Raw genomic sequence first — 22,506 nt, 5'->3', positions numbered from 1 at the left:
CATGACTGACTCTGCCGTGCTGGCACTCACCAAAGATCTGATTAATCGCCCTTCGGTCACGCCTGAAGACGAAGGCTGCCAGGAACTGATGGGAGAGCGCCTGGCCAAGCTTGGCTTTAATCTGGAAACCATGGTGTTTGAAGACACCACCAACCTGTGGGCCCGCCGCGGCACCGAAGGCCCGCTGTTCTGCTTTGCCGGCCACACCGATGTGGTGCCGCCGGGACCGCTGGATCAGTGGCACACGCCTCCCTTTGACGCCACTGAAATTGAAGGCTATCTGCATGGCCGGGGTGCCGCCGACATGAAAGGCTCACTGGCCGCCATGGTGGTGGCTACCGAGCGCTTTGTGGCCCGCTTTCCCGATCACAAGGGCTCTATTGCCTTTTTGATCACCAGTGATGAAGAAGGCCCCTTTATTAACGGCACCACCCGGGTGGTAGACACCCTGGAAGCCCGTAACGAAAAAATTACCTGGTGTCTGGTGGGCGAGCCTTCCTCCACTCATGAAGTGGGTGATGTGGTGAAAAACGGCCGCCGCGGCTCCCTGACCGGCGATCTGACCATTAAAGGGGTGCAGGGTCATGTGGCCTACCCGCACCTGGCCGACAACCCGGTGCACAAAGGCTCACCGGCGCTGGCTGAACTGGCTGCCATTGAGTGGGACAAAGGCAACGATTACTTTCCGCCCACCAGCTTTCAGATTGCCAACATTCACGCCGGCACAGGGGCGTCAAATGTGATTCCGGGCGAGATGAAGGTACAGTTCAACTTCCGCTTCAGCACCGAGCTCGACGAAGACAAGATCAAGGCGCGGGTGCACAGCATTCTGGACGCTCATGGCCTGAATTATCACATTGACTGGTTGCTGAACGGCAAGCCGTTCCTGACCGACACCGGCGATCTGCTCACCGCCACCGTGGGTGCCGTGCAGGCAGTGCGCCATCAGGCACCGGCACTGCTGACCACAGGGGGCACCTCAGACGGCCGCTTTATTGCCCAGACCGGCGCGCAGGTGATTGAGCTGGGTCCGGTCAATGCCACCATTCACAAGCTCAACGAATGCGTGAAAATTGCCGATCTGGAGCAGCTCACCGATATGTATGAAGGCATTCTGGAGCGCCTGCTGGCATGATCAGCGACTGCCTGCTGGGCCTGAATGAAAGCCATCTGGTGCCCCTTGCCGAGCCGGGCCACCGGCTGCAACCGCAAGCCAGAGACGCCTTTGTGGCCATGCAGGCAGCGGCGGCCGGTGCCGGCTTTACCCTAGCGCCGGCGTCCAGCTTTCGTGGCTTTGCGCGCCAGCTTGCCATCTGGAACGGCAAGTTTGACGGCAGCCGGCCACTGCTGGATGAAGACAGCCGCCCGCTCAATGCCCTTGCGTTATCAGAGCCTGAGCGTATTCATGCTATCTTACGCTGGAGTGCCCTGCCCGGCACCAGCCGGCATCATTGGGGCACGGATCTGGATATTTACGATCCAACCCTGTTGCCTGCCGGCGGTAAACTGCAACTGGAGCCCTGGGAATATGAGCCGAATGGCTATTTTTATCCCCTCAGCCAATGGCTGAATGCCAATATGCACCGTTTTGGCTTTTATCTGCCTTATGCAGTGGCCGGCAGTATCGGGGCCGAGCCCTGGCACTTAAGCTATCAACCGTTGTCTCAGCGTTATCAGCAACAGCTGACTCCTGCTCTGCTGGCACCGGCTTTAGCGGCTCAGCCCATCAAGGGCAAGCCGCATATTCTTAATATGCTGGACGAACTTTTCGCCCGTTACATTTATCAATGAGGAATTCACCATGAGCACCTGGCTCTGGATTACCCTGCCCCTGCTATTCGTGGTGGGCCTGTTTGTCAGCGCCCTCAAGGACACCAAACAGGTAGAGAAAAGCGTGCAGAAAAACCGCGACAAAATGAAACTGCGCGAATGGAAAGACGAAGACGAGCAAGACGAAGACTGGGGCGTGCCTCCGGGGGAATATCATCCTGAAGATAAAAAAGACAGGGACTAGGGACTGGGGACTAATCCCTGCACGTTCAGAACAGCCCCAGCTGGCGGCCGGTAATGCCTTCAAAACTAAGGCCCACAAAAGGCAGAATGGCATCGGCTACCGGCTTGAGTTGTTTGTCCACATAGTGCTGATAATCAATGGCCGACTGCCGGTATTCTGCCGGCTCCGGGCCATTAACCGTGATCACATAAGCCACCACACCCGCACGCTGATAGCGTAACGGCCTTCCCAGCCTGGCATTATGCTCGTCTGCCAGCCGGGCGGCGCGTACCTGAGGCGGCTGGGATTTCACATACTGCGCCAGGGGCCGGCGCAGCCGCTTGCGATACACCAGCTCTTCGTCACGCTCTCCGCTCAGTATCTCGCTCAGAGTGCGTTGTACAAGATCGCCCGGGTTTTCATCATTGAATACCAGCCGGAATAGTTCGGTCTGAAACGCCCGTGCAAGTGGCGTCCAGTCGGAGCGCACTGTTTCCAGCCCTTTGAACACCAGTCCCGCTGCACCCTGTTGCAGCCGCAGCCCGGCATAACGCTTTTTGGAACCTTCTTCCCGCCCGCGAATGGTGGGCATAAAAAAGCGGGAAAAATAACTTTCAAACTGCAGCTCCAGATAACTGTCCAGCTGCAGCTCCTGTTGCAGCCAGCCCTGCCAGAGCGCATTCACCAGCGCCGCCAGACGTGTTCCTTCACGACTGGCCGAGGCTTCATCATGGTCCCCCTGCAGCCACACAAACACAGAGTCAGTATCTCCATATATAACCTTATGGCCTTGCTGCTCAATGCAGTGAGCACTTTGCTGCATAATCTCATGGCCGCGCAAGGTAATGGATGAGGCCAGCCGGGTATCATAAAAACGGCAGCCACCGGAGCCGAGCACGCCGTAAAAGGAGTTCATCAATATTTTAATAGCCTGGGAGCGGGGCTCATCTTTACTGCGTTTGGCCTGATCACGCTCATGCCATAGACCGGCAATAATGTCGGGCAAAAAATGATGAGTACGGGAAAAGCGTGCTCCCCGAAAACCCGGAATGGCATCGTGTTCGGTCAGACCGGTGATCAGCCCCAGCGGATCAATACGAAAGGTACGAATAATGGACGGATACAGGCTTTTAAAATCGAGCACCAGCACATGACGATAAAGTCCGGGGTGTGAGTCCATCACATAACCGCCGGGGCTGGCCAGCCCGCCGCCTGCCGGCAGGTTGGGGGCGGCAAAACCGGCCCGGTGCAAGTGGGGCAGATACACCTGCACAAAGGCCGCCACCGAGCCACCGACGCGGTCCAGCTCAAGGCCGGTCAGCCGGCTGCGCAGGCGCAAGAAGTCGAGCACTTGCGTGTGTTCAAAAATATCCCACACCAGGCGGCAGTCTTCCAGGTTGTAGGCGGCAAGTTTGGGCTTGTTGTGGCGAAAGTCGCGCATTATGGTGCCAAGGCGGTCGGCCACATTCTCGGTTTGCTTGCCACGACCCAGCAGGGCTTGCGCTACCGACTCCAGACTGAAGCTGTCAAACTGATAACAGGCGGTTTTAAGGGCTTCTATGCCGTCGATGGCCACCCTGCCCGGCAGAGTGATAAATACCTGACCGGTATGGGCGCGCTCCCGCACAAAGGCGGTTTCTCCGCCCCGCCCCAGCCTGAGCCGAAGGCCATGCAGAGCCGCCCGCTTTAACAGCAGCCGAAGATCAAAGGCGACCAGGTTCCAGCCGATGAGAATATCGGGATCGTAACGATTCAGCTCCTCTTCAAGGGCCTGCAGCAGTGTCCGCTCATCCTGTACCCAGCGTATATCGGTTCCGGTATCGGTTGTGGCGGGCTCGGACGCACCAATCATGATCACACGGGCAAGCCCGCCGCCATACAGGCCCACGGAATAGAGTTCACCCTTACCCGAGCACTCCACATCCAGCGATAACACCCGAAAACGCGGTTGCCAGCTGCCGGCGCGAAGCCGGGCATTATCCACCTGCTGTATGCCCTGATGCTGACGGACCTGGCCGGTAAATTCCACACTGCCGCGAATAAACCGGCTGAAAAGGTAGCGCTCATGAGGCCTGAAATCGTACTCCAGCACCTCTGTGCCGGCGGCCTGCAGCCGTTGCACAGCCTGAGCCTGGCTGCTTATGGTATTGAAATAAAGGACTGCCAGCGGCTGGTGGGCAAAGTTTTTCAGACCGGGTTCAGCCCATTCATACTCAACCCCTGCCAGTGCCGTTTCTGCTTGATTCCGTTCCGCTACCGGCACCATCAGTAACGCCCGCTCGCCACGCACCGTCAGCCGTGCCGGCCCGTCTGGTGTGCACAGCCAGTAGTAAAGTTCGGTATGGCCATGGCGATCCCGACTGTGGCGGGTCAGCACAAAGCCTTGCTTAATGGGGTTCATTCTGTTGAGGGATTGGGGAATAGTGACTGGGGAATGGGAGAACAGCGGCATCACATTCAACACCGCTGCCCGTTTTTTAAGCCTTGGCTTTCAGGCAACACCACTTACAGCTGACAGCTTACGGCTGACAGCTCCCCGAAGGGGTTATCGTGCCAGATCCGCCCGTTCAAAGGCGGGCATCAGCGTGGCAGCCAGCTCGCTCAGCACCTCGGCAGCGACCGGCTCGCGATCTTTGTTACTCAGGCTCAGGCTGGTGCGGTTACCCAGATCCCCCAGCTGAATGCGGTATTCCTGTTCAGGAATATTCAAGGCCGGCAGGTTAAGATCCTGCCAGTCTCCCTTGCTCAGACCGTCAAACTCCACATCCACATAACCCAGCGCCTGCTGGCGGTTACTGATATCAAAACCCAGCTTGGGCAGCAGTACTATCAGTCGCTTCCAGGTACGGTCGTAGCTCTGCACCGACACCAGGCGCTGCTGCTGACTGTCCAGAGTCAGGCTGATGGGGCTTTGATCCAGCAGCTCCTGCTGGCGGCTCAATGACTGCTGATAAGACAGCGAGAAGGCATTGAGCATGGAGGCCTCGGCACGCTGACGGTCTTGTAACAACGCATCGGCACCCTCGGTGGCCTGCACCTGCACGGCCACGGCCCGGCGCACCGGATCCGGCATCAGCTGCCAGCTGAATTGCTGCTCGGGTGCACCTATCACCTTACCACTGCTGGTAAAGCCATTGTTCACGCGGCTGTGTTTAGCATCGGTGGCATCAAAAAAGTCGGCCAGCGCCTGACTGAGCTGCTGCTCCAGCGGCTGATCCAGCTGCTGCTGATAAAACCAGAGGCCTGTGCCGTCTGCCATGATTTCAGAACCTCTCACCAGCGGCAGCACCTGAGTAGGGGGACGTATATCCAGGCTCTTGCCGGTGGCACCGGAGGTGCCGTTTTCGGGAATCACATATTCGGTATTGAAGCGTGGCGCTTCCAGCCCCTGAGGAATCATTAACGGAGCACTGCGTAAGGTCTCGCTTTCATAATCAAAGTCACGGTTAGCCTGGCTGCGGGTTTCCGGGTTACTGCAGCCGGCCAGCACGGTTACGGCCAGCAGGCTTATCATCATTGTTGGTGCTTTCACGCTTGATCCATGCCCTTAAGTTTACTTGGTTCGGCCCTACCCTAATACAAGACGGGCACTGGAGCCAACCGGCTTTTATGCTAACATGCCGAATCTTACCATTCTCATGATTCCCGGACAGCCGATGACCCATCATCTTGTGGTGACCGCCATAGGCGAAAACAGAGCAGGCATTGTTAATGAAGTGGCCCGCCATGTTTCCGATTGTGGCTGTAATATCGTAGACAGCCGGCTGGGTATCTTCGGCAATGAGTTTACCTTTATTCTGCTGCTGTCGGGCAGCTGGAATGAGATCACCCGGCTGGAAACCACATTGCCGCTGTTTGGGCAGAGCCAGCAGCTGATCACCATGATGAAACGTACTCAGGTGCTGAGCCAGCCCAGTTATGTACTGAGCGCCGATGCTGAAATCATGCTGGCCGATCGTCCGGGCATAGTGAATCGCTGTACTCAGTTTTTCAGTGATATCGGCTGGGATATTCAGGCCATGCAGAACCGAACACTGACCGGAGAGCTAAGCGGCCTGTTTCAGGCCCATTTTCAGCTCAATCTGCCAGAGCAGCTGAATGATGAACAGGCCACCACGACTTTCAACTCGCTGTGCACAGAGCTGGACTGCAAGCAGCACAGCTTTCGTTTAAAACGCAAACCAACCACAGGAAGCAGCAAATGACTTATCTGCAGGAAGGCTCGCAGGCACCGGCCTTTACCCTTTGTGATCAAAACGGCCAGAACGTAAGCCTGAGCGATTTCAGTGGCAAGAAAGTTCTGGTGTATTTTTATCCTAAAGCCATGACGCCGGGCTGCAAGGTGCAGGCTTGCGGCCTGCGCGACAGCCGTGCAGAGCTTGAGAAGCTCGGCGTAGTCGTGCTCGGGATCAGCCCGGATCCGGTGGCCCGGCTGAAAAAGTTTGAAGAAAAGGATGAGCTGAATTTCACCCTGCTGTCTGATGAAGACCATGCTGTGGCCGACGCCTTTGGCGTCTGGGGGCCCAAAAAGTTTATGGGCAAGGAATATGACGGCATTCATCGCATCAGCTTTCTGATTGACGAAGCCGGCACCGTCGCCCGGGTGTTCAACAAGTTCAAGACCAAGGATCACCACGAAGTGGTGCTGGAGCACCTGAAACAACTTTAAAGCTCGAAGCGAGCGCAATACGAAGCAACAGCGCGGTTGCGCTTCACGCCACGCTTCGGTAAAGGCCACTCACTAAAAAAGCCTGCTGCGAACATAACTAATGTTCGGTCAGGCTTTTTTAATTCGTCATGGCGAGCAAAGCTCGCCCCATGCCGTCCATGGCATGTGACGGTCGGCTTCGGCAATCCCCATGCTGCTTCGTGCAATATCGGCGTTGCCTGCTTGCTGCCTGTCAGCAAGGTTGGCAATGAGCGTAGCGAATCCCAACCTGGTAATTGAATTTTATGCTCTTTGCAGCCGGCCAACGAGAAAGAACCCCGCAAGCATGGCGGCGACAAACAGACCGGCTTGCCATTGCAGACTGCCGAGCATGCCCATTGCAGGCCCCGGACAAATGCCGGCCAGGCCCCAGCCAATACCAAACAAGAGTGCGCCCAGCACCAGCTTATAATCAAAACGCGCCGGCGGCACCTTGGGCAGAGGCTCGCCCAATACACACTGAGTACGGCCCTGCTTTTTCCACCACCAGTAACCGGGCGCAAACACGGCAAGAGCACCGCCCATCACCAGCGCCAGACTGGGATCCCACTGGCCGAATACATTCAGAAAGCCCAGTACCTTATCCGGGTTCATCATACCTGAGAGCAGCAAACCCGCGCCAAACAAAGCACCCGACAGCAATGCAACCAAATGCAACATGATTAACCTCCCAGGCCCAGCAGCGTAACAGTGGCAATGCCCGCTGCCATAAACATCAAAGTGGCAATAATGGAGCGGGGTGATAACCGGCCCATGCCACAAATGCCATGACCGCTGGTGCAGCCATTACCCAGCCGGGTGCCAATACCCACCAGCAGGCCCGCCAGCAGCAGTCGCCAGGGCGAGTATTCCTGCAGTGAATAGGCTTCGGCCAGATCCAGGCCAAATATCAGCATAGGCACAGCCACCAGACCGGCCACAAAAGCCAGCCGCCAGCCTTTATCAGACTGAGAACCGATGCCGGCCACTATGCCGCTGATACCGGCAATACGTCCGCCTACCAGCAGTAATATCAGTGCAGCCGAACCAATTAACAACCCGCCACCCAAGGCACTGAGCGGCGTAAAATTAACGATGGTCATCACAATTTCCCGATTATCGACGTACTCCCAATAATACAAGACCAAATTAAATTAGCAAAATCTTATTTAATAAGAAAGCTGCCGTCTTTGGTAATGCTTTACAATTACTTCCATCAGTTACACCATAAGGTCTCCAGCCGGCTTATCAGTACAAGGACGCAATAATAATGTCACTGCCTGCGCTACCTCAGGCCAAGCACAATTCGTGCTTTTTCAGACTGGACTCCCGCTGCCATCTTTACCCCCTTACGCCACTGCCGGCCGGACTTGTCTTTCGTGGTGCTGAGCTGCAACCAGCCCTTGGCCAGCAAGATGCACAGCGTCTGGAACAAGTACTGGCTCAGGGACAGGCCAGCTACTTATTACTGACCGTAGCGGGTCAGCGCTGGCAATGTCATCTGGCACCAGTGGATGCCGGCCACTGGTTACTGAGTGTTCGTCTTGGTGCCCGCGAGCAGACTGACCGGCTCGGGATCCTGGAATGGCAGCTGCAGCATCAGTGGCACACTTCCTCCCAGGACGCTATCGCGCAACTGCCCGAGCTGCTGGATCTGCTTACCAGCGAACTTCAGCCTGACCGCATTATTTTATGGCGTCATTACGACACAGAAGAGCTGCTGCGCCCGCTCTACAGCCAGGGCCTGCCCTTTGCTCTGCAGCCGGTGCGGGCCGATCGCCGTTACTGGCGCACCCTGCACCAGCGTGGAGGACTCAGCTTCAGCAACTGCGCCGAGCAGCCGCTGCTGGGGGCCTTTGATTATCTGGCCGGTGACGGTATTCGTCATCGGCTGGATGTTCCCCTCCCCTTCAGTACAGGACCGGGCGGCCTGCTCAGTCTGGAATATACCCAGCCTCACACCGCCATACCCGCCGCCACCATGCAATTTGTGGCCGCGCTGGCCGGAAAAATTGCCGGCGTGCTGGAGCAGACGCCGGTTCTGCCTTCATCCCGGCTGTGTGCCGACGACATGATGACCCGGCTGATGCCACTGCTGTGTCAGTACACCGGACAGGATTTTTTTAACCAGCTGATGCTGCAGCTGGCCAGCCTCACCGGTGCCGGCATGGTACTGGCCGGCTTGCAGCACCCTGCTGCCGAGCGGGTCCATGCCATTGCCTGTTATCGCCAGGAACAGCTGCAACCGGCCTTTCATTATCATCTTGAGGGGACTCCCTGCGCTTTCAGCCGGCAGCAAGGGCATGATATCTGTATTTATACGCGGGACCTGGCGTCTCGTTTTCCTGAAGACAAGATGCTGACCGAGCTGGGCTTTGAAGCCTATGCAGGATTATCAGTCAGCGATCAACAGGATCAGCCTCTCGGCATTCTGGTGCTGTTGTTTGCACAGCCTCTGGAAAATACCAACTGGCTCAATAACCTGCTTACCCGGCTCAAGCCTCGTATTACTGCCGAGTTTCGCCATCGCAGAGATCAGGAAAACCTGATGGTGGCTGCGGCCGCTTTTGAAACCCGGGAAGGTATCTTTATTGCCAGTGCCAATATGCTGGTACAACAAGCCAACCAGGCGTTTGGCCGTATGTGCGGCACAGAGCCGGAAACCTTGGTGGGTACTCCCGTACAGTCTTTACGTCATAACGCGCCGGGCATGACAGATACCAGCACCATCATGGAAACACTTCGCAGCCAGGGCTGGTGGCAGGGTGAACAGTGCCTGGCCCGTACCGATGGCCGTGCGCTGCCGGTTATTCTGCGGATTTGTCAGATGCAGGATGGCCTGGGCATTACCCATTATGTCTGCCATATCGATGATATTTCCGAGCAAAAAGCCAACCGCGACCGCATTGAAAAAATGGCCTATTTCGATGAACTGACCGGCCTGCATAACCGGCGCTTTATGGTTGAGCACATCAGCCATACCGTGGCACTGGCCGAGCACGAGTCCAGCCGGGGTGCCCTACTACTGCTGGATATTGATGATTTCAAGAACATCAATGACTCACTCGGCTACCTGATTGGCGATCAGTTGTTGCTCAGGGTGGCCGAGCGACTACAAGGCTTCAGTGAAAAATATGACGATGTCAGCCTGGCGCGCATGGCCAGCGACGAGTTTGTGCTGTTGCTGCCCCGGCTGGGCCATGGCTTTTCTGCCACCAAAACCCGGGCCGAGCAGCTGGCCAATGCCCTGCAGGAGCTGTTTGCCATTCCCTTTGAGCTGAACGGGCTGCGCCTGCATGTCAGCATCAGTGCCGGTATCAGTCTGTTTCCGGCCACCGGTGTAGGGCTGGAGGAATATCTGCGCCAGGCCGACACTGCCACTCACATGGCCAAACGCATTGCCAAGGGCAGCCATGTGTTTTTCAGTCCGGAAATGGCAGAAGAGGTACAGGAGCGGCTGCGGCTGACCAACGATCTGCAGCAGGCGCTAGTCAATAACGAGCTGGTGCTGCACTTTCAGCCTCAGGTGCAACTGACGGATCAGGCTGTGGTGGGGGCCGAAGCCCTGCTGCGCTGGCAACCGCCGGGCAAGCCGCTGGTGCCACCAGGGCACTTTATTCCGGTGGCAGAAGAAACCTCACTGATTTGCGACATCGGCAACTGGGTATTGCAACAGGCCTGTGAACGGCTGCAGCACTGGCACCAAAGCGACACAGGCCCGGCTCGCTTGTCGGTAAATATCAGTGCCCGGCATTTTCACAGTGCCGACTTTGTGGCCCGGCTGGAAAGCCTGCTGCAGCAATATCCGGCCTGCCGCAACCGCCTTACCCTGGAGGTGACCGAAGGGGTGATTCTGGAAAGCCTGAGCGAAAGCCGCACCCGCATGATGCGCCTGAAACGACTGGGCCTTAATCTGTCCATTGATGATTTCGGCACCGGTTACTCTTCGTTTGCCTACCTCAAGGAGCTGCCGGTAGACGAGCTGAAACTGGACAGATCCTTTATTCGCAATGTAGACAGCAACCCGCGAGACAGGGCCATTATTACCTGCATTCTGGAGCTGGCTCGCGAGCTGGACATGACAGTGGTGGCAGAAGGGGTAGAAACCGAATCCCAGCACAACCAGCTGCTGGCCATGAATTGTCCGTCCTGTCAGGGCTTTTTGCTGGCCTGCCCCATGGAAGAAGCAGACATGATGCACTGGCTGGCGCAATAACGAGCATAAAAAAACCGGCTTTCGCCGGTTTTTTTATTTATTGTCAGTGCTTAACCCAACAGGGTCTCGGCCTTCTCCACCACGTTTTCCACGGTGAAGCCAAACAGCTTGAACAGCTCACCGGCCGGGGCCGACTCACCAAAGCTGGTCATGCCGATGATGTCACCACCAAAGCCTACGTACTTGAACCAGAAGTCCTTGATGCCGGCTTCCACTGCCACCCGCCTGGTCACGGCGGCAGGCAGTACGCTTTCGCGATATTCGGTGCTCTGGGCATCGAATACATCAGTTGACGGCATGGACACCACGCGCACGGCACGGCCCTTGGCAGTCAGTTGCTCGGCGGCAGCCATGGCCAGCTCCACTTCGGAGCCGGTGGCAATCAGAATAAGCTCCGGGGTGCCGGCACAATCGCGCAGCACATAGCCACCCTTGGCCACGTCGGCCAGCTGGGCGTCGGTGCGCTCCATCTGACCCAGGTTCTGGCGGGAGAAGATCAATGAGGTAGGGCCGTCTTTACGCTCAATGGCGTGTTTCCAGGCCACGGCAGACTCCACCTGATCACAAGGACGCCAGGTGCTCATGTTGGGAGTCAGACGCAGGGAGGCGATTTGCTCTACCGGCTGGTGAGTGGGGCCGTCTTCACCCAGACCTATGCTGTCGTGGGTATAAACAAAGATGGAGCGCTGCTTCATCAGGGCAGCCATGCGCACCGCGTTGCGGGCGTATTCCACGAACATCAGGAAGGTACCGCCGTAGGGCACAAAACCGCCGTGCAGGGCAATGCCGTTCATGATGGCGCTCATGCCGAACTCACGCACACCGTAGTGCAGGTAGTTACCGGACGCATCCTCAGCACTGATGGCCCTGGAACCCTTGTGCATGGTCAGGTTGCTGGGTGCCAGATCAGCGCTGCCGCCCAGCAGTTCAGGCAAAATGGCACCAAAGGCGTCAAGGGCGTTCTGGGACGCTTTACGGGTGGCGATCTTGGCCGGCGCAGCCTGCAGACCCTTGATAAAGTCAGCGCTCTGCTGAGCCCAGTCGGCGGGCAGCTCGCCGTTCAGACGGCGCTTGAGCTCGGCGGCAAGCTCCGGGAACTCGGCAGCGTAGGCATCAAATTTAGCGTTCCAGCCTGCTTCCAGCTCGGCACCTTTGGCCTTGGCATCCCACTCGCCATATACCTCGGCAGGGATTTCAAAGGGAGCATGGGTCCAGCCCAGCTGCTTGCGGGTGGCGGCGATTTCATCTTCACCCAGGGGGGCACCGTGGCAGTCGTGGCTGCCGCCCTTGTTGGGCGAGCCAAAACCGATCACGGTCTTGCAGCAGATCAGGGTCGGACGGGAAGTATCGGCACGGGCGGCCTCAATGGCGGCAGCCACGGCGGCGCTGTCATGGCCGTCTACGGCAGGAATGACCTGCCAGCCGTAGGCTTCAAAGCGTTTGGGAGTATCGTCGCTGAACCAGCCGTCCACGTCACCGTCAATGGAGATGCCGTTGTCATCCCAGAAGGCAATCAGTTTGCCCAATCCAAGGGTACCGGCCAGAGAGCAGGCTTCGTGAGAAATGCCTTCCATCAGGCAGCCGTCACCCAGGAAGGTGTAGGTGAAGTGATCCACTACGTCATGACCGGGCTTGTTGAACTGAGCCGCCAGCGCTTTTTCAGCAATCGCCATGCCCACGGCATTGGTAATACCCTGACCCAGCGGACCGGTTGTGGTTTCCACGCCCGGCGCATAACCATACTCGGGGTGACCCGGAGTCTTGGAGTGCAGCTGACGGAACTGCTTGAGATCGTCGATGGACAGCTCGTAGCCGGACAGGTGCAGCAGGGAATACAACAGCATGGAGCCGTGGCCGTTGGACAGAATAAAGCGGTCGCGGTCAGCCCAGCTGGGGTTGGCCGGGTTGTGTTTCAGATAATCACGCCACAACACTTCGGCGATATCCGCCATGCCCATGGGAGCACCAGGGTGACCGGAATTGGCTTTTTGTACGGCATCCATACTGAGTGCGCGCACGGCATTGGCCAGCACTTGACGAGAAGGCATCGACATCTCCTGAGAAGTTCTTTATTGGAAGGATGAATAAAACGGCGGCCATTGTCCCAAAGACGGGGAAAGGGCGCAAATTATTCTCCCGCCACCGACAGCCGGCACATTTTTCTGGCAATCATGCCCTCGCCTATCTAGAATAGCCGTCCAGATGTTAATACCGCCATTTGTGCGGCTATTGGCAACGCCAAATTCATTACATTTTCAGGAAGCGAAGTAACATGGCCAGACTGTTTACCTCCGAGTCCGTGTCCGAAGGTCATCCCGACAAGATTGCCGACCAGATCTCCGATGCGGTCCTCGACGCCATCATCAAGCAGGATCCCAAAGCCCGCGTGGCCTGCGAAACGTTTGTCAAAACCGGTATGGTGATTGTGGGTGGTGAAATCTCCACCAGCGCCTGGGTTGATATTGAAGAGCTGGTGCGCCGCACCGTGCGCGACATTGGCTACACCAGCTCGGAAATGGGCTTTGACGGCGAAAGCTGTGCCGTGCTCAACGCCATTGGCAAACAATCTCCCGACATCGCCATGGGCGTGGATCGGGAAGACAAGGACCCCTACGCTCAGGGTGCCGGCGACCAGGGCCTGATGTTTGGCTACGCTTCCAACGAAACCGATGTGCTGATGCCCGCCCCGGTCACCTACGCTCACCGTCTGGTCAAGCGCCAGGCCCATGTGCGCAAGGCCAAGGAGCTGCCCTGGCTGCGTCCGGACGCCAAGTCTCAGGTCACCTTTATCTATGACGACGGCAAGCCCGTAGGCATAGACACAGTGGTGCTGTCTACCCAGCACAGCCCGGACATTGATCAGGCCACCCTGCGCGAAGCCGTGATGGAGCTGATTATCAAGCCGGTGCTACCCGCCGAGTGGCTGAGCAAGGACACCAAGTATCACATCAACCCCACCGGCCAGTTCATCATTGGCGGCCCCATGGGTGACTGTGGTCTGACCGGCCGCAAGATCATCGTGGACACCTACGGCGGCATGGCCCGTCACGGTGGCGGTGCCTTCTCCGGCAAGGATCCGTCCAAGGTAGACCGTTCTGCCGCATACGCTGCCCGCTATGTAGCCAAAAACATAGTAGCTGCCGGCCTTGCCGACCGCTGTGAAATTCAGGTGTCTTACGCCATCGGCGTGGCCGAGCCTACCTCCATCAGCGTGGAAACCTTCGGCACCGGCAAGGTATCGGAAGAGGTGCTGGACGCGCTGGTGCGCGAACACTTCGACCTGCGCCCCTACGGTCTGATTCAGATGCTGGACCTGAACCGTCCCATCTACCAGGCCACCGCCGCCTACGGCCACTTCGGCCGGGACGAGTTCCCCTGGGAAGCCACCGACAAGGCCGCCCTGCTGCGCGACGCCGCCGGCCTGAAGTAAGCATCAAGGGGAAGCATTCGCTTCCCCTTTTTTATTCGCTTGCAGAGCCATGCACCATCGTCGGTCAAAGCGCACTGCTTCGCCGGCACGCCGTGAATACCTCCATGTAGGCTCCGTTGCGCCATCCATGGCGCAAAGGGCACGGCGAAGCAGACACCCTTTGCCCTCCTATCTTCACTCGGAGCTGACTGACTGCAAACAGACAGCGCCGATGTTGCACGAAGCAGCAGTGGGGATTGCCGTAGCCGACCATAAAATGCCATGGATGGCATTTTCGAGCGTTACATGGAGGTACTTGAAGCGTGTCGGCGGAGCGCAACCTCGCTGATGTTTCGCAGTGCGATCCCTTTTGGCAACGTGTGTAAGCTCGGAGCCAATTTATGGCTTACCGTTATACAAATATGAAACTCGACGATTCTCTTTTTCAGCAAGTTCAAGACAAAGTCACCGAGTGCCTGACCCTGGCCGCCCGCCACACCGGCCGGGAATTTGATCCGCCACAGGTGAGATTCAATCAGCGCGGCCGTATTGCCGGATCCGCCTGGCTGGAGCGCTGGGAGCTGCGTTTTAATCCGGTATTACTGGCCGACAACGCCGAGGCGTTTCTCGCGGAAATCGTGCCCCACGAGGTGGCTCACCTGGTGGCCTTTGCCCTGCACGGCAAGGTGAAGCCCCATGGCCGGGAATGGCAAGGCATCATGACCAACGTGTTTGGCCTGGAGCCCCGCACCCGGCACAAGCTCAACACCGAAAAAGCCTCGCCGGTTTTTACCTACCAATGCAGCTGCCGCATTCACAAGCTCAGTTTGCGCCGGCACAATAGTGTCAGACGCGGCCAAAAACGCTATCAGTGCATTCACTGCAACCAGCCGCTGGCCCCTGTGACCTCAAAAGTAAAAGGAAAATCCCATGATTAAACCCGGCGATACCCTGCCCGATCACGACTTCACTTTCGTTACCGACAGCGGCAAAAGCACCACCAGTCTGCACGCTCTGCTGGCAAATAAAAAAGCGGTCATCTTTGCCGTGCCCGGTGCCTTCACCCCCACCTGCTCGCAGGCTCACTTACCGGGCTATGTTACTCTGGCAGATGAATTTCAGGCCAGAGGCGTGGCGCTGCTCTGCCTGTCGGTGAACGATGCCTTTGTGATGCGCGCCTGGCAACAAAGCCAGAACGCAGAAGCTATCACCATGCTGGCGGACGGCGACGGTGCCTTTACGCAAGCGCTGGGTCTTGCCAAAGACACCGGCGGCTTTGGCGGCCTGCGCGCCCAGCGCTTTGCCCTGCTGGCGGAGAACGGCGTAGTCACCCAAGTGTGCGTGGAAGCCCCCGGCAAGCTCGACGTCTCTTCCGCCGACGCCATGCTCAGGCTGGTTTAATCCCCTTTTCCCGGCCCCGCCGCCGGTGGTAAGCTTGCGCGCACAAACAACATAACAATACTGAGTCGTGCGCTATTTTATTCTGTTTCTGAGCCTGTGCTCCTCACTGGCTTATGGCGAAGCCTTGTCGTTTCGCCAGGCCAAAAAAGTGGCACCGGAAATATACAAGGATCACCCCACCACCTTTTACTGCGGGTGCAACATTCAAACACAAGGCAAAAAACTGGTGCCGGATCTGGCAAGCTGCGGCTATCAGGTACGTAAACAGGAGCGCCGGGCCAACCGCATTGAGTGGGAGCATGTGGTGCCCGCCTGGGAATTTGGCCATCAGCGTCAGTGCTGGCAGCAGGGCGGTCGCAAAAACTGCACCAGTAAGGACACGCTGTTCAAGCAAATGGAAGGCGACCTGCATAACCTGGTGCCGGCCATCGGCGAAGTGAACGGTGATCGCTCCAACTACCGCTTTTCTGAATGGAACGGCAAGCCGGTGCAATATGGCCGTTGCCAAATGCTGGTAGACTTCAAGGGGCGCAAAGTACAACCGCCGCCCGGTGAAAGCCGCGGTGCCATTGCCCGCACCTATCTCTATATGCAGCAGCAATACCGGCTGAAAATTGCTTCGCAGCAGCTTAAGCTGTTTGAAGCCTGGAACCGGCAATATCCCGCCAGCAACTGGGAATGTGAACGGGATCACCGTATTAACCGGGTTCAGGGCAACCATAATCCCTTTGTTCAGGAGCAATGCAAACACTATGCGTATACCCCGAATCCATGAGCCGGGTGAGCTTGTCAGCGGACGAGAGCTGAGCCTGTCTGAAGACGGTGCCAACCATGTGGGCCGGGTACTGCGTATGCAGCTCGGCCAGGCACTGGTGCTGTTCAACGGGCAAGGTGGCCAGTATGCCGCCGAGATTATCGAGGCCGGTAAAAAAACCGTGCGAGTGCGCATTGGTGAGTTCAGCGCCGACGACGTGGAATCGCCGCTGCATTTTCATCTGGGTCAGGTGATCAGCCGCGGTGACAAAATGGAATTCACCATTCAGAAGTCAGTGGAGCTGGGCGTGAATGTGATCACGCCGCTGTTTTCCAGCCGCTGTGGTGTCAAACTGGGCGGCGAACGTCTTGAAAAGAAAATTCAGCAATGGCAAAAAATCGCCATTGCTGCCTGCGAACAGTGCGGCCGCAACCGCATTCCCGTCATACGCCCGGCCATGGCGCTGGAACACTGGCTGGCAGAAAATACTGATGAGCTCAAGCTCAACCTGCATCCGCGTGCCGAATACAGCGTCAACACCCTGCCCGCTCCCGAGCACGGTGTGCGCCTGCTGATTGGCCCAGAAGGCGGGCTGTCGGACGAAGAAATTGTCGCCGCCCGCGATCACCACTTTATTGATATACTCCTTGGCCCCCGGGTGCTGCGCACCGAAACTGCCGCACTCACTGCCATTACTGCCCTGCAATGCCGATTTGGAGATCTCGCATGACCATTAAACTGGGAATCGTGATGGACCCTATCCAGTCCATTACCATCAAAAAAGACACCAGCTTTGCCATGTTACTGGAGGCCCAGCGCCGGGGCTATGAACTCTGGTATATGGAAATGAGCGATCTCAGTCTGCGCGACGGCGAAGCCTATGGCCGTATGGCACCGCTTACCGTAAAAGAAGATGCCAGTCAGTGGTACACCCTGGAAGCGCCCACACTGGCCCCGCTGCACAGCCTGGATGTGATCCTGATGCGCAAGGATCCGCCCTTTGATACCGAGTTTATCTACGCCACCTATCTGCTGGAGCGGGCAGAAAGCGAAGGAACGCTTATCGTCAACAAGCCCCAGAGCCTGCGTGACGCCAATGAAAAGCTCTACACCGCCTGGTTTGCCGAGCACACGCCCAGCACCCTGGTCACCCGCAGTGCTGCCGACATTCGCGCCTTTCACGCCGAGCACAAAGACATCATCATGAAGCCCCTCGACGGCATGGGCGGTGCCTCCATCTTTCGCGTAAAACAAGACGATCCCAACCTGGGCGTGATCATTGAAACCCTCACCGAGCACGGCAGCCGCTATTGCATGGTGCAGACCTACCTGCCCGCCATTAAAGACGGCGACAAACGGGTACTGGTGGTGGATGGCGAGCCGGTGCCCTATTGCCTGGCGCGCATTCCGCAGGGCGGCGAGACCCGTGGCAACCTGGCCGCCGGCGGCCGGGGCGAAGCCCGCCCCTTAAGTGACAGCGACCGTCGCATTGCCGAAGCGCTGGGCCCGGTACTCAAGGCCAAAGGACTTATCTTTGTGGGGCTTGATATTATCGGCGACAAGCTCACCGAGGTGAATGTCACCAGCCCCACCTGTGTGCGGGAGATTGAGGCCGCTTATCCGGTCAACATTACCGGCATGCTGATGGACGCCATTGAAAAACGGCTATCCTGACAGTAACACTCACTGCGCCGAGGCAGGTAACCGCTTCGGCCTGAACCAAACAGAGAGATCATGGATTCACTGGAACACCATTTTCTGATTGCCATGCCCAGCCTCAAAGATCCTTTTTTCGCCGGCTCGGTCACTTATGTTTGCGAGCACAATGAAGAAGGTGCCATGGGGCTGGTGATCAATATTCCGGTTGATATGCAGCTGCACGAGTTGCTGCATCAGCTGGAGCTGACGCCCGAGGATATACCCGAACTGGATCAGCCTGTATTGCAGGGCGGTCCTGTGGCTGCTGACCGGGGCTTTGTGCTGCATACGCCGGTGGAAGGGTTTAATTCCAGTCAAATGCTGGCCGACGACCTGATGGTTACCACGTCACGGGATGTACTGGAAACCCTGGGCACCGACGACGCGCCGGAGAAATATCTGGTCACGCTGGGTTACGCCGGCTGGACCCCGGGCCAGCTGGAGCAGGAGCTGGTGGAAAACAGCTGGCTGACGGTGCCCGCCGACAGCAGCCTGATTTTCGATACCCCCATCGGTCAGCGCTGGCATCAGGCCATTGGCCGCCTCGGCATCGACTCGCGCCAGCTGTCTTCCCAGGTAGGTCATGCATGAGCCGGACTCTGTTGGGCTTTGACTATGGCCTGAAAAGCATCGGCGTGGCGGTGGGCCAGGAGCTCACCGCCACCGCCCGGCCGCTGCTGGCACTCAAGGCCAGTGATGGTGTACCCAACTGGGAGCAGATTGAAAACCTGCTGAAAGAATGGCAACCGGCACTGCTGGTGGTGGGGCTGCCGCTCAATATGGACGGCACCGAGCAGGACATCAGCCGGCGCGCGCGCAAGTTCGCCAACCGGCTGCATGGCCGCTTCGGCCTGCCGGTGGAATTACAGGACGAGCGCCTGACCACCACCGACGCCCGTGCCCGCCTGTTTGAAGCCGGCGGCTACAAGGCCCTGGGCAAGGACGCCGTGGATGCGGTCTCGGCCCAGTTAATTCTGGAGTCCTGGATGACAAGTAAGCTGTAAGCCATAAGCTTTCAGCTGTAAGTAGCTGCCGCTTTAGCCGGCAGGGCCTGTGTAACAGGCCTTAAACACACAGGCGTCTGCAGATTTGGTTTGTAGGCCGAGCTTTATGCTCGGCAACCCAGATTTATTTGCCGCGTATAAAACGCGGCCTACCATTCCCTCATCCCTGGTCACTATTCTCTGCCCTCGCCTATTCCCGGCCTTGCGCCAGCTGCCAGCAGTAGAGCAGCTCGGCCATATTGGCCGCTTCCAGCTTGGCCATGGCGGCGGCACGGTGAACCTCAACCGTGCGCACGGCCACGCACAGGCTTTCAGCAATGGCTTTGTTGGTCAGCCCCTGGGCCACCAGACTCACCACCTCATGCTCCCGGGCCGACAATCGAGCCACCCGTTGCCGGGCGTCAGCCTCGGCCCTCAGATCGGCGGCGCACTTGCTGGCCCGGGCCAGCACATCCGCCAGACGGCGGGCATCCACCGGTTTTTCCAGAAAGTCCACCGCGCCCAGCTTCATGGCTTTCACCGCCTGAGGCACATCACCGTGACCGGTAAGTAAAATCACCGCCACCGGACAACGACGGCGGTTCAGCTCAGCCAGCACCTCCAGCCCGTCCATCTCCGGCATGGCCAGATCCAGCAACAACACTGCTTCCGTATTATCGCCCAGCTCTTTCAGAAAACGGGCAGGCTCGGTCCAGCCCTGGCTGTCATGGCCCATGGCCTTTAATAAAAAGCCGTTGGCGGCCAGCACCTTGGGATCATCATCCAGCAGATATATGCGCATTATTGCTCCTTTGGCAAAAACAGTTCGGCCCTTGTGCCCTTTCCCTGATTGGCCAGCATCAGTCTGCCGCCCAGCCGGCGGGCCAGCCGGTAACTCACCATCAGGCCAATGCCCATGCCATGAACACGACTGGCGGGCAACGTATGACCCAGCGCTTCAATCACCACGGGTGAAACACCACCGGCGTTATCCTGCACCACAAACTTCCAGCCCTCTTCTTCAGCGCTGGCCTGCAGCCGCAGCCAGCCGCCCTGTTGCCGACGTTCAAAGGCATCCAGGCTGTTACCCAGCAGGTTGGACAATATCTGCTCCACCGCCGGCTGTACGCTCAGCAGCTGTCCGGGCTCTGCGCTGATGTCAATGCGAACGCCGGCGGCACCGGCTCTGGGAGTAATACGCTCGGCCAGCTCCCGGCACAGTGCATCGGGCGCAAAGGCTTCCGGCCCGGGCAACGGCTGACTGGCCCACTGACGAAAACGCCGAATGATATCGGCTCCGCGCTCGGTTTCTTCAACAATATGGTTAAATACCTCCCGGCTGTTTTGCTCGGCGGTCATCAGCTCCCCTGCCTGGGCGTAGGCCTGAATGGCCGACAGCGGCTGATTCAGCTCATGGGCCAGCCCCGTGGCCATTTCTCCCAGCAAGGTGGCCTGGCGGGCCCGGGCCAGCTCCTGCTCTCTGCTCTGAATAAGACGGTGCAGCCGGTCTCGCTCATCAGTGCGTTTGATCAGCAAGCGGGTTACCCGCACATGGTGCAGCGCAATCACCAGCAATATCAGCATCAGCCCCGCCAGCCATTGCCAGTAGCCCAGCAGCACATGGCGCAGCGTGTGCCAGGGCGGCTCGCTGCTTTGCCCCAGCTGCCAGCCGCGCAGCAATTGTTCTACCTCGTCCAGCCGAATGGGGGCTCCCCACAGGGCCTGCTGGTTGTGCTGCAAACTCAGCAGTGTCTGCGTTATATCACGCAGCAGCTGCTCGTCGGTCACATTCACAGCAGCAAAGCTCCAGCCCGGATACAGCGGCGTGGATCGTACGCAGGGTGAGCTTGCCTGTAACATCAGGACGCGAAAATCGCCAGTGTTCACTAATCCTTCTTCTGCCATTTGTTCCAGCGTGCAGGCCGGTACCATGGCCGCATCCAGAGCACCATCACGCAGCAAGTATATAAGCGCATCCACGGGATAGCCGCGAAACTGCAGGTTCAGGGCCGACAGCGCCACCCCCTGACGGCGCAGCTGCTCGGCCGCCAGCAAATAGCCGCCAAAGGCCTGCTCATGCACCGCACCCACGCGTTGCCCGGCCAGCTGATGCACAGTGCTGATATCACTGCCAGCGCGCACCAGCAGGGCAGACGCCACGCTTTCCCGAGCCGAGCCAAAACGCGGATCCAGATAAGATGCCAGCCAGTTCAGCCCATGGCTGCGATTCAGCACATAATGAGCCGGGTTGGTCACCACAAAATCAAGTGCTCCTTGTGTCAGCTCATCATTCAGCTGCTGCTGGGTCAGAAACACGCCGGTAAAACGATGCGCCGGCAGAGCCCGGTTCAGACTGTCAAGCACAGGCTGCCATTCTGCGGCCGCTCTGGCTTCACCCCGGTAAGCCAGAAAACCGATACGATAATCGTCTGCCCTGAGCGGAAAACACAGCACAAGTCCTGCCAGCAACAGGCTGACTCCCTGAAAAAAATGTCTCATTCGGGCCATTACCTAGTTTGGTATCAAATATAACTTGTCCTGGATCAAGACCATGCCGTTATTGTGGAAAACCACAATAGAGCCATTGCCCCCCTCAGCAAGACAATAGCCTTAATTCCTGATTCAAGGGAGTCTGTGATGGACGCCAGCAAACGACAGTTTCTTAAACAGTTAACCGGCCTCACCGCCGGTGCCAGTCTTATTCCTGTTACTCAGGTACAGGCCACACCGGCTGGCAATGGCAAACGCTATGGCATGGTCATTGACCTGCGCAAATGCATTGGCTGCCAGGCCTGTACCGTCAGTTGCAGCATGGAAAACCTGCCGCCGGTAGGTCAGTTCCGTACCACGGTACAGCAATACGAGGTGGAGATCGAAAACCACGATATCCCCACTCAGGTGATGTTGCCCAGGCTCTGCAACCACTGTGCCAACCCACCCTGCATTCCGGTGTGCCCTACTCAGGCCACTTATCAGCGCGACGACGGCATTGTAGTGGTAGACAACCAGCAGTGTGTGGGCTGTGCCTACTGCGTGCAGGCCTGCCCCTACGACGCCCGCTTTATTAACCACGATACCCAGACCGCCGACAAATGCACCTTTTGCGTGCACCGGCTGGAAGTGGGTCTGCTGCCCGCCTGTGTGGAGTCCTGCGTGGGCGGTGCCCGGGTGATTGGTGATCTGAACAACCCTCACAGCCAGGCCCGCCAGCTGATGGCCGAGCACGCAGACGATATCAAGGTGCTCAAGCCCGAGCAGGGCACCAGCCCGCAGGTGTATTACATCGGCCTGGGTGACGAGTTTCTGGAACGCATCGACGGTCAGCCGGGGCTCTGGTCTCCGGCTCACGCCTGACCATAAGGGGC

General features: G+C 58.0%; 22 protein-coding genes. 15 read left to right on the top strand and 7 right to left on the bottom strand.

Annotation, left to right across the window (positions count from 1 at the left end; all coding sequences use genetic code 11):
* Window position 1 precedes the first annotated feature (1 nt).
* Genes dapE through N2M06_RS05925 form a run of 3 tightly spaced genes read left to right on the top strand, consistent with a single transcriptional unit; the run spans window position 2 to window position 2,014 of the window.
* Window positions 2–1,135: a succinyl-diaminopimelate desuccinylase gene (dapE, locus tag N2M06_RS05935; protein WP_019934069.1), complete on the top strand. Its 1,134-nt coding sequence runs from the start codon at window positions 2–4 to the stop codon at window positions 1,133–1,135.
* Entirely contained in the window at window positions 1,132–1,791 is a 660-nt protein-coding gene (locus N2M06_RS05930; protein ID WP_346351919.1) for a M15 family metallopeptidase, read from the top strand. Before dapE ends, N2M06_RS05930 begins: the two co-directional genes overlap by 4 nt.
* Window positions 1,792–1,801: 10 nt before the next feature.
* Window positions 1,802–2,014 carry a hypothetical protein gene (locus N2M06_RS05925; RefSeq protein ID WP_317074713.1) on the top strand — a complete coding sequence of 71 codons (213 nt, stop codon included), beginning with the start codon at window positions 1,802–1,804 and terminating at the stop codon, window positions 2,012–2,014.
* Between the two features lie 25 nt (window positions 2,015–2,039).
* On the opposite strand, the gene N2M06_RS05920 is transcribed toward N2M06_RS05925, so the two are convergent.
* Together N2M06_RS05920 and bamC are read right to left on the bottom strand one after the other, a co-directional pair.
* Window positions 2,040–4,394 carry a DNA polymerase II gene (locus tag N2M06_RS05920; protein WP_346351918.1) on the bottom strand — a complete coding sequence of 785 codons (2,355 nt, stop codon included), beginning with the start codon at window positions 4,392–4,394 and terminating at the stop codon, window positions 2,040–2,042.
* A gap of 144 nt (window positions 4,395–4,538) precedes the next feature.
* Window positions 4,539–5,525 (bottom strand): outer membrane protein assembly factor BamC, encoded by a 987-nt coding sequence (bamC, locus tag N2M06_RS05915; protein ID WP_346351917.1) that lies wholly within the window; start codon window positions 5,523–5,525, stop codon window positions 4,539–4,541.
* A gap of 124 nt (window positions 5,526–5,649) precedes the next feature.
* Here bamC and N2M06_RS05910 point away from each other — a divergent pair, with 124 nt between their 5' ends.
* Both N2M06_RS05910 and bcp read left to right on the top strand, forming a co-directional pair.
* Window positions 5,650–6,198, top strand: a complete 549-nt coding sequence (locus N2M06_RS05910) for an ACT domain-containing protein (protein ID WP_346351916.1) — start codon at window positions 5,650–5,652, stop codon at window positions 6,196–6,198.
* Window positions 6,195–6,662 (top strand): thioredoxin-dependent thiol peroxidase, encoded by a 468-nt coding sequence (gene bcp, locus N2M06_RS05905; RefSeq protein WP_019934075.1) that lies wholly within the window; start codon window positions 6,195–6,197, stop codon window positions 6,660–6,662. The genes N2M06_RS05910 and bcp overlap by 4 nt, the downstream gene beginning before the upstream one ends.
* A 282-nt stretch (window positions 6,663–6,944) precedes the next feature.
* Here the strand turns inward: bcp and N2M06_RS05900 are convergent, their stop codons facing one another.
* Both N2M06_RS05900 and N2M06_RS05895 read right to left on the bottom strand, forming a co-directional pair.
* Window positions 6,945–7,361, bottom strand: a complete 417-nt coding sequence (locus tag N2M06_RS05900) for a DUF6691 family protein (RefSeq protein WP_346351915.1) — start codon at window positions 7,359–7,361, stop codon at window positions 6,945–6,947.
* 2 nt (window positions 7,362–7,363) lie between these two features.
* Window positions 7,364–7,783: a YeeE/YedE family protein gene (locus tag N2M06_RS05895; protein ID WP_346351914.1), complete on the bottom strand. Its 420-nt coding sequence runs from the start codon at window positions 7,781–7,783 to the stop codon at window positions 7,364–7,366.
* A gap of 167 nt (window positions 7,784–7,950) precedes the next feature.
* Here N2M06_RS05895 and N2M06_RS05890 point away from each other — a divergent pair, with 167 nt between their 5' ends.
* Window positions 7,951–10,896, top strand: coding sequence for an EAL domain-containing protein (locus N2M06_RS05890; protein ID WP_346351913.1), 2,946 nt, complete (start codon window positions 7,951–7,953; stop codon window positions 10,894–10,896).
* 50 nt (window positions 10,897–10,946) lie between these two features.
* Here the strand turns inward: N2M06_RS05890 and tkt are convergent, their stop codons facing one another.
* Window positions 10,947–12,944, bottom strand: a complete 1,998-nt coding sequence (gene tkt, locus N2M06_RS05885) for a transketolase (RefSeq protein ID WP_346351912.1) — start codon at window positions 12,942–12,944, stop codon at window positions 10,947–10,949.
* Window positions 12,945–13,168: 224 nt separating this feature from the next.
* Between tkt and metK the strand changes: the two genes are divergently transcribed.
* The 8 genes from metK to ruvX all read left to right on the top strand — a co-directional run bounded on the left by metK (window position 13,169) and on the right by ruvX (window position 19,162).
* Window positions 13,169–14,326, top strand: coding sequence for a methionine adenosyltransferase (metK, locus tag N2M06_RS05880; RefSeq protein WP_317074721.1), 1,158 nt, complete (start codon window positions 13,169–13,171; stop codon window positions 14,324–14,326).
* 380 nt (window positions 14,327–14,706) lie between these two features.
* Window positions 14,707–15,243 (top strand): SprT family zinc-dependent metalloprotease, encoded by a 537-nt coding sequence (locus N2M06_RS05875; RefSeq protein WP_346351911.1) that lies wholly within the window; start codon window positions 14,707–14,709, stop codon window positions 15,241–15,243.
* Window positions 15,236–15,706, top strand: coding sequence for a peroxiredoxin (locus tag N2M06_RS05870; RefSeq protein WP_317074723.1), 471 nt, complete (start codon window positions 15,236–15,238; stop codon window positions 15,704–15,706). Before N2M06_RS05875 ends, N2M06_RS05870 begins: the two co-directional genes overlap by 8 nt.
* 67 nt (window positions 15,707–15,773) lie before the next feature.
* A complete protein-coding gene (locus tag N2M06_RS05865; RefSeq protein ID WP_346351910.1) occupies window positions 15,774–16,481 on the top strand; it encodes an endonuclease in 708 nt (235 codons plus the stop codon).
* On the top strand, window positions 16,459–17,190 hold the full coding sequence (gene rsmE / locus N2M06_RS05860; protein ID WP_346351909.1) for a 16S rRNA (uracil(1498)-N(3))-methyltransferase: 732 nt from the start codon (window positions 16,459–16,461) through the stop codon (window positions 17,188–17,190). Before N2M06_RS05865 ends, rsmE begins: the two co-directional genes overlap by 23 nt.
* Window positions 17,187–18,134: a glutathione synthase gene (gshB, locus tag N2M06_RS05855; RefSeq protein ID WP_019934084.1), complete on the top strand. Its 948-nt coding sequence runs from the start codon at window positions 17,187–17,189 to the stop codon at window positions 18,132–18,134. Before rsmE ends, gshB begins: the two co-directional genes overlap by 4 nt.
* Before the next feature lie 60 nt (window positions 18,135–18,194).
* The gene (locus N2M06_RS05850) at window positions 18,195–18,749 is read left to right on the top strand and encodes a YqgE/AlgH family protein (RefSeq protein WP_346351908.1); all 555 of its coding nucleotides are present in this window, start codon (window positions 18,195–18,197) and stop codon (window positions 18,747–18,749) included.
* Window positions 18,746–19,162: a Holliday junction resolvase RuvX gene (gene ruvX, locus N2M06_RS05845; protein WP_346351907.1), complete on the top strand. Its 417-nt coding sequence runs from the start codon at window positions 18,746–18,748 to the stop codon at window positions 19,160–19,162. Before N2M06_RS05850 ends, ruvX begins: the two co-directional genes overlap by 4 nt.
* Before the next feature lie 190 nt (window positions 19,163–19,352).
* Here ruvX and N2M06_RS05840 read toward each other — a convergent pair whose 3' ends face one another.
* Window positions 19,353–19,943: a response regulator gene (locus N2M06_RS05840; RefSeq protein ID WP_346351906.1), complete on the bottom strand. Its 591-nt coding sequence runs from the start codon at window positions 19,941–19,943 to the stop codon at window positions 19,353–19,355.
* Complete coding sequence (locus N2M06_RS05835) at window positions 19,943–21,640, bottom strand: PhnD/SsuA/transferrin family substrate-binding protein (protein WP_346351905.1); 1,698 nt, start codon at window positions 21,638–21,640, stop codon at window positions 19,943–19,945. The genes N2M06_RS05840 and N2M06_RS05835 overlap by 1 nt, the downstream gene beginning before the upstream one ends.
* A 138-nt stretch (window positions 21,641–21,778) precedes the next feature.
* On the opposite strand from N2M06_RS05835, the gene dsrO reads away from it, so the two are divergent.
* Complete coding sequence (dsrO, locus tag N2M06_RS05830) at window positions 21,779–22,495, top strand: sulfate reduction electron transfer complex DsrMKJOP subunit DsrO (RefSeq protein ID WP_346351904.1); 717 nt, start codon at window positions 21,779–21,781, stop codon at window positions 22,493–22,495.
* Window positions 22,496–22,506 lie beyond the last annotated feature (11 nt).

The organism is Oceanimonas sp. AH20CE76 (assembly GCF_039654065.1).
In the GTDB taxonomy this organism is placed as follows: Bacteria; Pseudomonadota; Gammaproteobacteria; order Enterobacterales; family Aeromonadaceae; genus Oceanimonas; species Oceanimonas smirnovii.
Note: the sequence above shows the minus strand (reverse complement) of the source record. Positions and strands in the feature narration are given on the sequence as shown.